The following is a 13,045-nucleotide window of genomic DNA, read 5'->3' as shown; positions in this document are numbered from 1 at the left end:
GAAAAGGAGTGAGATAGATGTTTAAGCGTATTTTATTAGCTTCTGACGGATCGGAACATGCAACTCGAGCGACAGAAAAAGCGGTAGAGCTTGCTAGTTTAACTGAAAACAGTTTTATTCAAGTTATTTACGCAGTAGATGTCGATACAACGAAAAATGATATCATTCATAATTTTAACTCATTAGATCGTGATTTGCTTCGAGAAGAGCGGATGAAAACAACACAAGGTGTATTAGAAAAGTCTGATATAGAATATGAAATGACATTTATTCACGGTGATGCAGCAAAGACCATTATTGATTTTGCAAATCATAACAAATTTGATGTAGTCGTTGTTGGTAGTCGTGGATTGAATCCTGTGAAAGAGATGTTGTTAGGAAGTGTCAGTCATAAAGTTGCGCAACGTGTAAAAGTACCGGTATTAATCGTCAAATAAACAATCGTTCAAAATAGGAGAGCTGTTGAGATACATTGTTTCTACGTCAACCATCTATGTGGATTGAAGAAAAAGGAGAAATGAGGATGGACCCAATGATTGAAAGGCTTCAATCGTTAATAGACAGCGCAAAATCGATATGTGTGTTTACAGGAGCTGGCATTAGTACAGAATCAGGAATTCCTGACTTTCGATCTCAAAACGGCTTATACCGTCAAAATCTCACCTTTGTAGACGTTGTATCTCGCTCATTTTTTGAGCGTCGTCCAAAAGAATTTTGGCCTCTTTTTAAAGAAATCTTTCATATAAAAATGTTGCATGAGTATAAGCCTAACAGAGGTCATCAATTTATTGCCGCGCTTCAAAGCGGAGGAAAGGACATTCGTGTCATTACTCAAAATATTGATGGACTTCACCAGGATGCAGGAAATGTACATGTATATGAAATTCATGGGAGCATCAAAAAGGGGCATTGCCCGAAATGTAAAACGATCTATGATTTAGCGTACTTAAATGAGAAGGACATTCCAAGGTGTAGTCACATCTTAGAGAATGGAAGGCTCTGTGCTCTTATTTTAAAGCCGAATGTTGTATTGTTTGGTGACTCTATCTATCAGTTTGAAGAAGCGGTAGAAGCAGCGTTGAACTGTGATTTGTTTATTGTACTTGGATCGTCATTAGAGGTGACACCAGTTAACCAAATTCCCGTCATTGTTTATCAAAATCGAAAAGTACCTATGGTCATGATTAATCGAGATGAAACAAGGTATGACTCGTTATTTGATTTGCGAATCTACGACTCCATAGGAGAGGTTGTATCGAAAATACAAACAAAAAGCGTCCGATGAACCTATCGGACGCTTTTTGTTTGTATAAATGACAGTTAGGATACTTCCATATACATGCCTAAGCAAAATAATGAAATCACTAAAAAGAACGCGGAATTAAACTTGTTTTCTTTGAATGTCGTTACGGCTTCAACGAGTAAAAATAAACTTAACATCAGTTGAATATATGGTAAATACTGTATATATGATCTAGAGTCTGTATTCATAATCGTAAACCCAGCAAAAACAAGTGCTCCTATTAAAAATAAGTATTTTAGTAGGTTTAATCCTTTAAAAAGCATATTCATTTTTTGTCTTGCCCCCTCATCTACTTGCTCTATCGTATGATTATAGCATACTTTTATTTTCTTTCTCATGAAAGGAATGTGAACAATTTTACCTCACCTTCCATTCTTTTGTCAATTTGTGATTTAGCTTTAATTGAAAGAGTGAAAAGAGTCTAGAAATATACAGATTGAAACATATAAAAGAACGATATGACATATTTTTAAATGTAATCAAGTTATTTATCATAACGTGGAAAGGACTGGCTCAGTGTGGGGTTTGCCTTACGAACATGCTTTTTTATCTGTGGTATTTTGCTAAAAACAATGGCGGCGCTAGCACTTATGTTTGAGCTGAATTTACTTCCTATACATGGTCGAAGCACAGATTATTATGTTGAGGTGTTTGCATTAAAGCTTCCACTGTACTTATTTATCATTGGATTCGTTATGATCGTATGTAGTTTCTACTTTCCAAGAAGAACAAAACGTCGAGGAAAGGTGTAATTCGTCAAACTAAAACGTTTGACTGTATGGTTTAAACACTTTAAAATAAGAATATTAAGGAAGATTGGGGTGATACGATGGGGCAGTGTATAAGATTGGTGAGCTAGCGTCGTTAGCGAATGTATCTAAGCGGACAATTGATTACTATACGAACTTAGGATTGTTGAAAGCAAAACGCTCTCCATCTAATTATCGCTACTATACGGAAGAGTCTTTAGCTGAACTAACATTTATCGAATCGTGTAAAAGCTTACACATTCCGCTTGAAGAGATTAAGAGAAAATTAGAGTGTAAGCGAAATAAAGAAGTAGAAAAAGAAGTTGTGTTAAGTCAAGCAGCATTATTAACAAATCAATTAGAACAAGTAAACAAAGAACTATCGAGCATAATGCCCATTATTCATAAGTTAGACGATGAGGAGAAACAACAGGTTACAAGAAAACTTTCACTTCAGTCTGACACACTTTTACAGTCACTGAGGCTGTTGTTCGTTTAATCCCTCCGTTTAGCGCAAGTAATGCAATTGTGCGATAGCGTCTAATTTAAAACTTTAGGAGGTGACTTCCTTACTCGCGTATAGCGAGATAAGGAACGTTTCTTGGACATATTTAACTTACTTTTACTCGCGATCTTGATTGCGTTAACCGCTTTTTTCGTTGCGTCGGAATTTGCGATTGTAAAAATACGTAGTTCTCGTATTGATCAGCTTCTTGCAGAAGGTAGTGCCAGAGCGAAGGCTGCTAAAAAAGTAACGACTCACTTAGATGAATATTTATCAGCTTGTCAGCTTGGTATTACAATAACAGCACTTGGTTTAGGGTGGTTAGGAGAGCCGACAATTGAAAAGTTACTTCATCCACTTTTTGTAGAGTTAGGGCTTAGTCAGTCTGTTACAACCGTTCTGTCATTTGGAATTGCGTTTGCGTCTGTTACATTCTTACACGTTGTTGTTGGAGAATTAGCACCAAAAACGCTAGCGATTCAAAAAGCTGAAACTGTCACATTACTATTTGCTCAGCCGCTTATTTGGTTTTACCGTATCATGTTCCCATTTATTTGGGTATTAAATGGTTCAGCACGTTTGTTAACAGGGCTGTTCGGATTAAAGCCAGCATCTGAGCATGAGCTAGCACATAGTGAAGAAGAATTGCGTATTCTCTTATCAGAGAGTTATAAAAGCGGTGAAATTAATCAATCTGAGTTTAAATATGTAAGTAAAATCTTTGACTTTGATGATCGCGTAGCAAAAGAAATTATGGCTCCGAGAACTGAAATTGTGTCCTTTGATAAAGAAGACACGCTTGAATACATTCTCGAAGTCGTTAAAGAAGAGCGTTTCACGCGTTATCCAATTGTCGATGGTGATAAAGATCACATTGTAGGTATGGTAAACATTAAAGAAATTTTAACAGAAATGGTGTTTAACGAAAATAAGAGTCACTTAAAGCTTTCACAATACATTCGACCTGTTATTCAAGTGATTGAATCCATTCCAATCCACGACTTACTCTTAAAAATGCAAAAGGAACGTATTCATATGGCTATTTTAATTGATGAGTATGGTGGAACATCAGGACTTGTGACGGCTGAAGATATTCTAGAAGAAATTGTAGGTGAAATTCGAGATGAGTTTGACGCAGATGAGCGTCCACTTATCCAGGAAGTAAGTGAAAATCACTACATTCTTGATGGGAAAGTCCTTGTTGGCGAAGTGAACGATTTGCTAGATGTTGATATGGATGACACAGATGTTGATACAATTGGAGGTTGGGTGCTGACCGAAAAATATGACATCAAACAAGGTCAACGATTAACGTATGGTGAATACACGTTCAAAGTAGCAGAAATGGTTGGCCATCAAATTCAATATTTAGAAGTGACAAAAGAACAGGTGCAAGAAGAAGCCGTTCAACAAGGCACAGCGGTTCAACCCGTAGCCAAAAACCAAGCCATTTCATTAAATAATGCAACGTTGTAAAAACGATGAGCGAAAAAGAGACGAGTAAGCACCCTTTTCTCTCATCTCGTAACAGCCCTTGCCGACAACATCCGGTTATTTCAACGGATAGACGGGCAAGGGTTGTTGCATGTAAACCAAACCACCTTTACTTAGCTTTACTGACCGACCTCTCAGTTTAATGAGAAGTTCTTTTCGTTTTCGTCAAGCTACACCACTTTATGTTGAAGTGCTCAAAGTAAAGAAAAAGAAGATAAACATATCTTTTTTAAGAAACTAGTCAATCACTTGACCTAAATGAGTCTAGTGGTTGGCTATTTTTTATGAAAAGATTGTGTGTAAAAAGAGCAGACTATTCGCTTAAGTTCTTTTAAAAAATTTATATACAAAATTTTCTGATTAATGTATGATTTAACTAGTACAATCTGACTAGATAGGAGTCGGTGTGAGAGATGAATCAAAGTACAGAACAGATAAAGTCACAAGCACCAACGAATCAAGTTTATAATTATGGATTAGTGTTATGTAGAGATTGTAAAAGTGAAACCGTCATCATGTTGAAAAAGCACCAACAAGGCCTTTCTTTTTATTGTCCAGTATGTGGAGAAAAGCAGTAAGCATAAGAAAGGGGCTGAATCAAATAAGGCAACACACACCCATCTAATTCAGCCCGCCATTCTTTTTAGCACGGTTATGACTTAATTTCCTTTATCCTCGTGCGCGTTCAAAAAATTCTTCTTGTTCTTTAACGGGTTGTCCGTCTTTTTGAATAACAAGTGTACGCGTTGGGAAGGCAATTTCAACCTGTTCTTTTTCTAAAATACCCATGATGCGGAAATTGATATCTTCCTTGACGTTTAAATAATCACCAAACACTGTTGTATTTGTGAAGAAGTATAAATACAAGTCTAAGCTAGAGTCATTAAAACGATCAAAGTTTACAAAAATAACCTCATTATGAATATCTGGATGATCAATTAGCATTTCCTTTATTTCTTTGACAACCTTTTCAAGCTTTGCTTTTGGTGTATCGTATGTGACACCTAGATGAAAGGCAATTTGACGTTTGCCCATTTTTGCCCAGTTAATGATCGGTTCATTTGATAGCGTTGAATTTGGAACAGTAACAAGTGCTTGAGCAAATGTACGAATTTTCGTGCTTCGGAATGTAATGTCTTCAACAACACCCTCAACGCTTGGTGTTTTAATCCAATCGCCGATAGTAAAGGGCTTCTCGGTGATAATGACAACACCACCAAATAGGTTCGCAAGGGTTTCACGAGCGGCTAAGGCAAAGGCTAATCCTCCAAGTCCTAAACCGGCAACAAATCCATTGACGTTGAACCCCCACTCTTCAGCAATGATGGAAACGGATAAAACAATAACAATTGTCCGAATAATTTTTTCAACAAATGGAATGATAATGCGATCGACTTGAAAATCAAAGTTCTTTGAAAAAGTAGAGAAAAACAATGATGTTGAATCAGCCATGTTATAGAATCCCCAAGCAGCTAACGCAACAAATGATGAACGAACGATTTGTCGTTCAACTTCTAGTGATAAAAGTTCAAAAGGTAAGTAAGGCAGAGCAAGTTGAATCCCAATAATCACGAAAACCCAACGAAGTGGCTTTTCAAATGCTTCTAAAATATTGGTTACGATATCAATTTTTTTGTTTTTGACAAACCCGATAATAAATTTAAATAGATAGGTAGTAAATAATTTTCGTAAACCTAGGAAAATAACAAAAATCCCAATGGCAATTCCAGTATTTTTCCACTGATCTACGGTTAATAGTAAATCAAACACGAACTAAGAACCTCCTAAAAGCTATCTCAATTAAACATGATAATAAGATAGCACAAAGTCGACATTTATTCTAGAACATTTGACTAGGGAGAAAGAGCTCTTTTTGATAGATTTTCAAACTGTGTATCTACTAGTATAACATATGGAAAAAAGGAGGGAGTTGGGAGAAGAGAAGAATGAACCATTTTACGGTTACGATGACCGAGGTATTGTGTAAGTTCAGCATGATAGAAGGTAAAGTATGTTGTGGAATCTATAAAAACGATAAATTTGATGTTTAAAGAGTTAGAAGTGATAAAAAAAAGTGGAGAATCTATTTTCAATTCCAGTCAAATATGGTAAGATATAAAATGTCTAACGCTGATGTAGCTCAGTAGGTAGTAGCGCATCCATGGTAAGGATGAGGTCGCAGGTTCGATCCCTGTCATCAGCATCAATGCAGTTATATCAAGGGTTGTACAGTGTTTTTGAAAGATATGCTGTACGATGGTTGTGGTCAAACTAGCTACAACACAAAAAAGCCACTTTACTAATAAAGGTGAGGTGGCTTTTTTGTTATTAAAATTTGCTATTCAAGATTTTCTAGATGATAGGAAATTTAAAAATTTATCCCCTACTACAATTTCAAATTACAAAGATATTTTAGGACAATTTCAATTGTTCTGTGCGGAGAATGAAGTAATTAACGTTCAAGACATTACTTCTAACGTCATAAAAAAATATCTCCTTCATTATCAAAAGGTAGGTAACAACTCAACTACTACTAACTCTAAACTTCAAAGAGTAAAAGCATTTTTAAATTACATGATTGAAATTGAAGTATTAGAAAAAAATCCCGCTGAAAAAATTAAACGTGCCAAGGAAGATATACGAATTGATGTTTTTTCAGACTACCACATAACTCAGGTGTTGAATTACTACAGAAGGATAAAGCATCGTGATAAGCCATTTTATGCGTATAGAGATTGCGCAATCATTGTTACGCTGATCTCTAGTGGTGTTCGCTTATCGGAAATGTGCGGTCTAAAGTGGTATGACATTGATTTTCAAAATAATACAATGAGTATTTTTGGTAAAAATCGCAAACTTGAAACAATTCCTATATATTATTTCTTTGTCTGTAAGGATATTATAATCTCTTTCAGAATTCAAATTCATTCAATATTATCCATTATGTTTTATTTCTAATTTATTATACAAAGCAATTAAAGAATATGCTAAATCCAATTCGAAGTAAAAGTAGGGTGATTTATTTACAATATAGTAGGTATAGAGGCAATGAAACTAATAAAAAAGCTATTCTTTTATAAACTGAAGCATTACAAGGAGATTGATTATATTGAATCACGTTAAGCGTTTAGAAAAGCAAGCTGAACAGCTACATAAGGAACTAAAAGAGTTACGTACATTATTAAATGAAACGCGTAGCGTATTTAACAATGAAATGGAATCAATAAACAAGCGTTTAGATCGTATTGAAGAGAAACAGGAGAGAGAGATACTCCATACTTCTAAGTTATGACACCTAGACATTTATTCTTTAATTAGGCTTTAACCTATACAATTTGTTTATTTCTTCATAGCCTAGTGTTAGATGCCTAGCGTCTAATAATTAATTAAAGGAGAAATTTATGTACAATTATATGTTTGATGATATGAGATATGGTGCGATAGGTACGCCACCAACTATGGGTACTGGAACGGGTTCAATACCGATTGGTACTGGAACGGGTTCAATACCAATTGGTACTGGAATGGGTTCAATACCAATTGGTACTGGAATGGGTTCAATACCAATTGGTACTGGAATGGGTTCGATACCAATTGGTACTGGAATGGGTTCGATACCAATTGGTACTGGAATGGGTTCAATACCGATTGGTACTGGTGTTGGAAATCAAACTGGAGGAACTATACCAGGAACAAATATAAATATTGCTTCATTATTAAAACAATATCCGAGGCCAACTTCACCTCCACCGCAAACAGCAGTAAATCTAGTAAATCAACTGAATTCTAACCCACAATTATTACAATTAGTAGTCCAACAAAGACCTAAGACTTTGCTGCAACTAACTCAAATCATGCAAACAGGTAGTAGTCAATCTCCATATGGTGGATATGATAGAGGTTTTTGTCCAATCGGATGGGAAATTGTATTTTTTAATACAGGTTTTGGATTTGCTGCAGAGTTAATCTTCAATATTGTCCCTTTCTTTATACCTGGAGTCGTTGTAGGATTTGACCAATTCTTTAATTTAAGAATAATAAATAACGTGATTTTCGAAATTTGTTTGTAGTCTATCATTAGCTGTAGAAGGGGGGAACTACCCTTCTTTTTTATTCCAGCACCCTTAAAATGAATCGGATAAGGTTCTTCTTTTAATTTCATTGAATATCGCCTGGAAAATTCCCTTTAATTTCTCCTTATTTATTGCGTATTCCATTAGGAAACAAGATATTATTGTATTTCCTAACATACTTGAAAACGGGTGTTATCGTTTATAAATGTCGTATTCCCTTTTTATATCTCCGATAAATTATGTCGTGTTCCTATGATGATTGTATAAGTGACAGCTTGAACATCTAAGAATTGTAGTTTAATTGGAAGTTCATTCGCTTGTGCGTGTCTATAGCAACACGAAAATACTCAGTAAAGTTTCTTATAACAAACGCTTTACAACTATCAGCAACCATTTAATAATAAAAATTTAACAGTGAAGTGGTTGTGTAGTAATAATTACTTATAACCACTTGATATACAGGCATAGTAGTTTACCCTACCATGGTAAGGATGAGGTCGCAGGTTCGATCCCTGTCATCAGCATCATCAAAAGAGCATTCGGTTCAAACCGAGTGCTCTTTTTTGTATATTCTTTTCTTCATATAAAAGCACTTTCAGTAGAAAGAGAAGGAAATGAGTGTCATAAACGAAAGGAATAGTCTAATGTGCTCATTTTTTTGGGTCTTCTTTGGTTTTTGTATGCTATTAGTCATAAATCTACTGTATAATAAAGGCAAAATGACTTTAGTGCTAAAGGGGAAAAAACGATGCAGCAAAAACAATTAGGTCAGATTATTCGTGAGCTGCGACAACTTGCCGGTTTATCGCAGCAAGAGCTTGCTAACGGTATTTGCTCTCAAGCTCAAATTAGTAAGCTTGAAAAAGGAAGCGAATTTCCATACAGCAATACGCTGTACGAAATTTCGAAACGACTTGGCGTGGATATGAACTATTTCTTTGAGAATATGAACACACCACGACTTGATTATGTCGATGAAGTAAAAGGGTTAATTAGGCGCTACGTCAGACAACGGGACTACGAATCTGTAGCGTTTATGATTGAAAAGGAAAAAACAAGCCCATTGTTTCAAAGCGCATCAAATAAGCAATTCTTGATTTGGCATGAAGGAATTTGTACGTACCATTTAACAAAAGATAAACAAAAGGCCATAGAAATTTTAAAAGAAGCTATTCAGTTAACACGTCAAGGACAAAACTTTTATAAAGAAAATGAAATTGAAATCCTTTCTAGTATTGCTATCATTTACGATTCAGAGAATGAATATGATGAAGCAATTATTTCGTTTAAAAAAGCATTACAGCATCTCAGTCAGCTTCCTCAAATAAAAGATCATCACATTAAAGTGAGAATTTTATATGGTGTATCACGAACATATGGAAGAAGTTGCAACTATCAAGAAGCTATACAATTTGCCCTAAAGGGTGTAAAGCAATGTATAAGTAATGAGAGCATGTATTTATTAGGGGAGTTATATTACATGGTTGGCTATTCAATGGCTCAATTAAGACGAGAAAAAGAAGCTGTAGAGTACTTAAATAAAGCAATTCTAATTTTTGAAATTAGTAGTAACCAACAACTTATAAATATGGTGAAAAGAGAGTTAGATAAAATCGCTTTTAAAATATAACTATAATTATAATTTAAGAAGAAAAACAGAGAGAAAAGGAACTATATGCAAAAAAGTGGCTTTATAGGCCTTATATACAGGAAAAGGTAGTTTTGAATTCTATAGTACAATAGGTTTATAAGTGAAACTATTAAGGAGGGCATTAAAATGAAAAAAGCAATTTTAAAATTAAGCATGGTAGTAACTGTAGCAGCAGCGGTGTTTACATTTGGAGGTACAACAACAGTAACAGTTCAAGCTGAAGAGCCAACATTCAAAGCGTATATTTTACCTGAACAACATTAATCCACAAAAGTAGAAGGCTAAAAACCTTCTATTTTTTTATGACGATGTGTCGATACGAGCCAAAAGAATTCTATTTGACATAGCACTGATTATCTCTTGCCTTCTCATTTGATTTGTATGACTGATAGGAGAATAAGGGATATTGCATGAAAATATATCTTTTTCCCATAGACATATTGTTAAAACCACACTCTTATAATTAGAACGTGTGGTTTTTTACTTTATGAGAAAGGATAAAACAGAAAAAACTAGAAAAAATAAGAAATAAAGGTTTTGATAGTTCGGTTATAGGGTACGAGTAACTATTGTGAATAAACGAGCAAGGAGTGCGGTGAGGTTGATTACATTTAAGCATGTATCAAAAGTATATGAAGACGGAACAAAAGCAGTGGATGATGTGGATTTGGAAATTAAAGACGGTGAGTTTTTTGTATTTATCGGTCCAAGTGGTTGTGGGAAAACGACAACTCTTAAGCTAATTAACCGATTGCATGAAGTAACAGATGGAGATTTATATATTCATGATAAGCGAGTAATCGATCATAACATTCATGAGCTCCGTTGGAATATTGGTTATGTTCTTCAACAAATTGCACTATTTCCACATATGACAATTGCAGAAAACATTTCAATTGTACCGGAGTTAAAGGCGTGGAAAAAAGAAGACATTAAAAATCGTGTGGATGAATTATTAGAGCTAGTAGGCTTAGAACCAGAGACATATCGAAATCGTAAGCCATCTGAGCTATCAGGAGGTCAACAGCAACGAGTCGGTGTAGCGCGTGCACTTGCAGCTGATCCACCTATTATTTTAATGGACGAACCATTTAGTGCGCTTGATCCCCTTAGTCGTGAACAGCTACAAGAAGACTTTTTGCGGTTAAAAGAAAAAATTAAAAAGACGATCGTATTTGTGACGCACGACATGAGCGAAGCGTTAAAGATTGGTGATCGCATTTGTTTAATGAAAGATGGAAAAGTTGTTCAAGTAGGAACACCAGAAGATTTTATTAAGCGTCCAAAAAATGAATTTGTGAAATCATTTATTGGAGATCAACAAAGCGTATTAGATTTGTCACTGAAAGAATTCATTCAACAAGGTAGTGTTCACATTCCGATTGAAGGAAGTGAAACAATTGATGCAGAAGCAACGATTAGTGATGCGTTAGAAAAATTACGTTATCACGACGGAGTGCGTATTATTGAAAATGACATTCAAATCGGTGTGATTACACGACAAAGTGTTGTTTCCTTTCTTTATGAACAAAACAAAGAAAGGAGAGTGATGATGCGATGAATGCTTTTCAAACATTAATAGAAGTGCGAGGGTCAGAGCTTTTGCAAGCACTGTTAGAGCACATCCAAATTTCTATATTGGCTCTTATTATCGCCGTTGCGATTTCAGTACCACTAGGTATTTACTTAACAAGAAAGCCGCACATTGCTGAGCCAATTATTGGTATAACAGCTGTGCTTCAAACGGTTCCTTCTCTTGCTTTATTAGGCTTGCTTATTCCTCTTGTCGGTATTGGAAAGGTGCCAGCAGTCATTGCCTTATTTTTATATTCATTACTACCAATCTTACGTAATACATATACAGGAATTAAAGAAGTCGACTCATCTTTAATTGAGGCAGCAAAAGCAATGGGGATGACGTCATCTAAGCAACTTTGGAAAGTAGAGTTACCCCTTGCATTACCTGTCATTATGGCTGGAATTCGGACGGCAATGGTATTAATCATTGGAACAGCTACAATTGTAGCTCTTATTGGAGCAGGTGGGTTGGGGAGCCTCATTTTACTCGGAATTGATCGAAACGATAACGGTTTAATTTTACTCGGGGCGATTCCGGCTGCCCTCCTAGCTATCCTATTTGATATCGTGTTGCGAGGCATCGAGCAATCCTCACGTAAAGGGTCTGCAAAGCGATCGTTTACTTTAGCTACTGTTCTTGTATTGCTTCTCGCTTCTCCGTTTGCATTTATGAAAGCAACAGAACCAGATGTAGTAATTGGCGGTAAAATTGGTGCAGAGCCAGATGTGTTAATCAATATGTATAAACTATTAATTGAAGAAGAAACAGATTTAAAAGTGGGCTTAAAGCCATCGCTTGGAAAAACAACGTTTGTCTATCAAGCGCTTCAAAGTGGAGAAATTGATATTTATCCTGAGTTCACTGGAACTGTAATTGTCACTCATATGAAAGAACAAGCAGTCAGCAATGATGCGCGTGAAGTGTATGAACAAGCGAAAAAAGGAATGAAAGAACAATTTGATCTTGTATATTTAGAGCCAATGCAATTCAATAATACGTATGCGTTAGCCATACCGAATGCGTTTGCAGAGCAAAAGAATGTACAAACAATTTCAGACTTACAGGGTGTTGTAAATGAAATGAAGGTCGGTTTTACATTAGAATTTAAAGACCGTGAAGATGGATATGTAGGCATTCAAAAACAATATGGACTAAGGTTTAATAACTTACAAACAATGGAGCCGAAGCTACGATATAGAGCTATTGAAACGGGAGATATTAACTTAATTGATGCGTATTCTACTGATGCCGAAGTGAAACAGTTTAATTTAAAAGTATTAGAAGATGATCAAAACTTATTTCCTCCATATCAAGGAGCACCTCTTTTACGAAGCGATACGTTAAAAGAGTACCCGGAAATTGAAGATGCGCTAAACAAGCTTGCTAATCAAATTACAGATGATGAAATGCGTGATATGAACTATCAGGTGAATGTAGAAGGTCGAACAGCTGCCGATGTAGCGAAAGAGTATTTATCAGCTAAAGGGTTAGTAAAATAAAAGAGGTTGTGTCAAAAGGAAGCTTTCCTTTTGATACTGCCTTTTTGGGGTTGATTCCTTATATAAAATATGGTTTGGTAGAGAGAGGGATTTACAAACTGCATCGATTAATGATGTAACAAGTGAGGTTTTATCGCCGCCTTTTCAGCAGTTCCTAACAACTTGCGATTTATAGAGTCGTAGAATATACGA

Annotated in this window: 15 protein-coding genes and 1 tRNA gene; 14 read left to right on the top strand and 2 right to left on the bottom strand. The window is 35.6% G+C overall.

Annotated features, from left to right (window positions below; translation table 11 throughout):
- Positions 1 to 17 precede the first annotated feature (17 nt).
- Positions 18 to 437 (top strand): universal stress protein, encoded by a 420-nt coding sequence (locus JOC83_RS09720; protein ID WP_205186629.1) that lies wholly within the window; start codon positions 18 to 20, stop codon positions 435 to 437.
- Between the two features lie 86 nt (positions 438 to 523).
- Positions 524 to 1,285 carry an NAD-dependent protein deacylase gene (locus tag JOC83_RS09715; protein WP_205186627.1) on the top strand — a complete coding sequence of 254 codons (762 nt, stop codon included), beginning with the start codon at positions 524 to 526 and terminating at the stop codon, positions 1,283 to 1,285.
- A 35-nt stretch (positions 1,286 to 1,320) separates the two neighbouring features.
- Here the strand turns inward: JOC83_RS09715 and JOC83_RS09710 are convergent, their stop codons facing one another.
- Positions 1,321 to 1,572: a hypothetical protein gene (locus JOC83_RS09710; RefSeq protein WP_205186625.1), complete on the bottom strand. Its 252-nt coding sequence runs from the start codon at positions 1,570 to 1,572 to the stop codon at positions 1,321 to 1,323.
- 249 nt (positions 1,573 to 1,821) lie between these two features.
- Between JOC83_RS09710 and JOC83_RS20365 the strand changes: the two genes are divergently transcribed.
- From JOC83_RS20365 to JOC83_RS09695, 4 genes are all read left to right on the top strand, one after another.
- On the top strand, positions 1,822 to 2,055 hold the full coding sequence (locus tag JOC83_RS20365; RefSeq protein ID WP_472924483.1) for a YuzI family membrane protein: 234 nt from the start codon (positions 1,822 to 1,824) through the stop codon (positions 2,053 to 2,055).
- 85 nt (positions 2,056 to 2,140) lie between these two features.
- Positions 2,141 to 2,551, top strand: coding sequence for a MerR family transcriptional regulator (locus tag JOC83_RS09705; RefSeq protein WP_205186624.1), 411 nt, complete (start codon positions 2,141 to 2,143; stop codon positions 2,549 to 2,551).
- A 102-nt stretch (positions 2,552 to 2,653) separates the two neighbouring features.
- Positions 2,654 to 4,033, top strand: coding sequence for a hemolysin family protein (locus JOC83_RS09700; protein WP_205186623.1), 1,380 nt, complete (start codon positions 2,654 to 2,656; stop codon positions 4,031 to 4,033).
- A gap of 431 nt (positions 4,034 to 4,464) precedes the next feature.
- Positions 4,465 to 4,629 carry a hypothetical protein gene (locus tag JOC83_RS09695; RefSeq protein WP_205186621.1) on the top strand — a complete coding sequence of 55 codons (165 nt, stop codon included), beginning with the start codon at positions 4,465 to 4,467 and terminating at the stop codon, positions 4,627 to 4,629.
- Between the two features lie 91 nt (positions 4,630 to 4,720).
- Here the strand turns inward: JOC83_RS09695 and JOC83_RS09690 are convergent, their stop codons facing one another.
- On the bottom strand, positions 4,721 to 5,821 hold the full coding sequence (locus JOC83_RS09690) for a mechanosensitive ion channel domain-containing protein (protein ID WP_205186620.1): 1,101 nt from the start codon (positions 5,819 to 5,821) through the stop codon (positions 4,721 to 4,723).
- Positions 5,822 to 6,180: 359 nt separating this feature from the next.
- Here JOC83_RS09690 and JOC83_RS09685 point away from each other — a divergent pair.
- From JOC83_RS09685 to JOC83_RS09650, 8 genes are all read left to right on the top strand, one after another.
- A tRNA-Thr gene (locus JOC83_RS09685) sits at positions 6,181 to 6,254 on the top strand.
- Positions 6,255 to 6,307: 53 nt separating this feature from the next.
- On the top strand, positions 6,308 to 7,009 hold the full coding sequence (locus tag JOC83_RS09680) for a tyrosine-type recombinase/integrase (RefSeq protein WP_205186619.1): 702 nt from the start codon (positions 6,308 to 6,310) through the stop codon (positions 7,007 to 7,009).
- 151 nt (positions 7,010 to 7,160) lie between these two features.
- On the top strand, positions 7,161 to 7,343 hold the full coding sequence (locus JOC83_RS09675) for a hypothetical protein (RefSeq protein ID WP_205186613.1): 183 nt from the start codon (positions 7,161 to 7,163) through the stop codon (positions 7,341 to 7,343).
- A 109-nt stretch (positions 7,344 to 7,452) separates the two neighbouring features.
- On the top strand, positions 7,453 to 8,121 hold the full coding sequence (locus JOC83_RS09670) for a hypothetical protein (RefSeq protein ID WP_205186612.1): 669 nt from the start codon (positions 7,453 to 7,455) through the stop codon (positions 8,119 to 8,121).
- A 751-nt stretch (positions 8,122 to 8,872) separates the two neighbouring features.
- Positions 8,873 to 9,754: a helix-turn-helix domain-containing protein gene (locus JOC83_RS09665; RefSeq protein ID WP_205186610.1), complete on the top strand. Its 882-nt coding sequence runs from the start codon at positions 8,873 to 8,875 to the stop codon at positions 9,752 to 9,754.
- Positions 9,755 to 9,901: 147 nt separating this feature from the next.
- On the top strand, positions 9,902 to 10,039 hold the full coding sequence (locus tag JOC83_RS09660; RefSeq protein ID WP_205186609.1) for a hypothetical protein: 138 nt from the start codon (positions 9,902 to 9,904) through the stop codon (positions 10,037 to 10,039).
- Between the two features lie 337 nt (positions 10,040 to 10,376).
- Positions 10,377 to 11,336, top strand: a complete 960-nt coding sequence (locus JOC83_RS09655; RefSeq protein WP_205186608.1) for an ABC transporter ATP-binding protein — start codon at positions 10,377 to 10,379, stop codon at positions 11,334 to 11,336.
- The gene (locus JOC83_RS09650) at positions 11,333 to 12,853 is read left to right on the top strand and encodes an ABC transporter permease/substrate-binding protein (RefSeq protein ID WP_205186607.1); all 1,521 of its coding nucleotides are present in this window, start codon (positions 11,333 to 11,335) and stop codon (positions 12,851 to 12,853) included. The genes JOC83_RS09655 and JOC83_RS09650 overlap by 4 nt, the downstream gene beginning before the upstream one ends.
- Positions 12,854 to 13,045: the final 192 nt, after the last annotated feature.

Origin of the sequence: Priestia iocasae (assembly GCF_016909075.1) — a bacterium.
GTDB lineage: Bacteria > Bacillota > Bacilli > Bacillales > Bacillaceae_H > Priestia > Priestia iocasae.
Note: the sequence above shows the minus strand (reverse complement) of the source record. Positions and strands in the feature narration are given on the sequence as shown.

Bases quoted from the DNA above. Each gene is read 5' to 3' on its own strand.
- JOC83_RS09665 (WP_205186610.1), top strand. From the start codon at position 8,873: ATGCAGCAAAAACAATTAGGTCAGATTATTCGTGAGCTGCGACAACTT.
- JOC83_RS09695 (WP_205186621.1), top strand. From the start codon at position 4,465: ATGAATCAAAGTACAGAACAGATAAAGTCACAAGCACCAACGAATCAA.
- JOC83_RS09650 (WP_205186607.1), top strand. From the start codon at position 11,333: ATGAATGCTTTTCAAACATTAATAGAAGTGCGAGGGTCAGAGCTTTTG.
- JOC83_RS09670 (WP_205186612.1), top strand. From the start codon at position 7,453: ATGTACAATTATATGTTTGATGATATGAGATATGGTGCGATAGGTACG.
- JOC83_RS09680 (WP_205186619.1), top strand. From the start codon at position 6,308: ATGGTTGTGGTCAAACTAGCTACAACACAAAAAAGCCACTTTACTAAT.
- JOC83_RS09715 (WP_205186627.1), top strand. From the start codon at position 524: ATGGACCCAATGATTGAAAGGCTTCAATCGTTAATAGACAGCGCAAAA.
- JOC83_RS09710 (WP_205186625.1), bottom strand. From the start codon at position 1,572: ATGAATATGCTTTTTAAAGGATTAAACCTACTAAAATACTTATTTTTA.
- JOC83_RS09720 (WP_205186629.1), top strand. From the start codon at position 18: ATGTTTAAGCGTATTTTATTAGCTTCTGACGGATCGGAACATGCAACT.
- JOC83_RS09660 (WP_205186609.1), top strand. From the start codon at position 9,902: ATGAAAAAAGCAATTTTAAAATTAAGCATGGTAGTAACTGTAGCAGCA.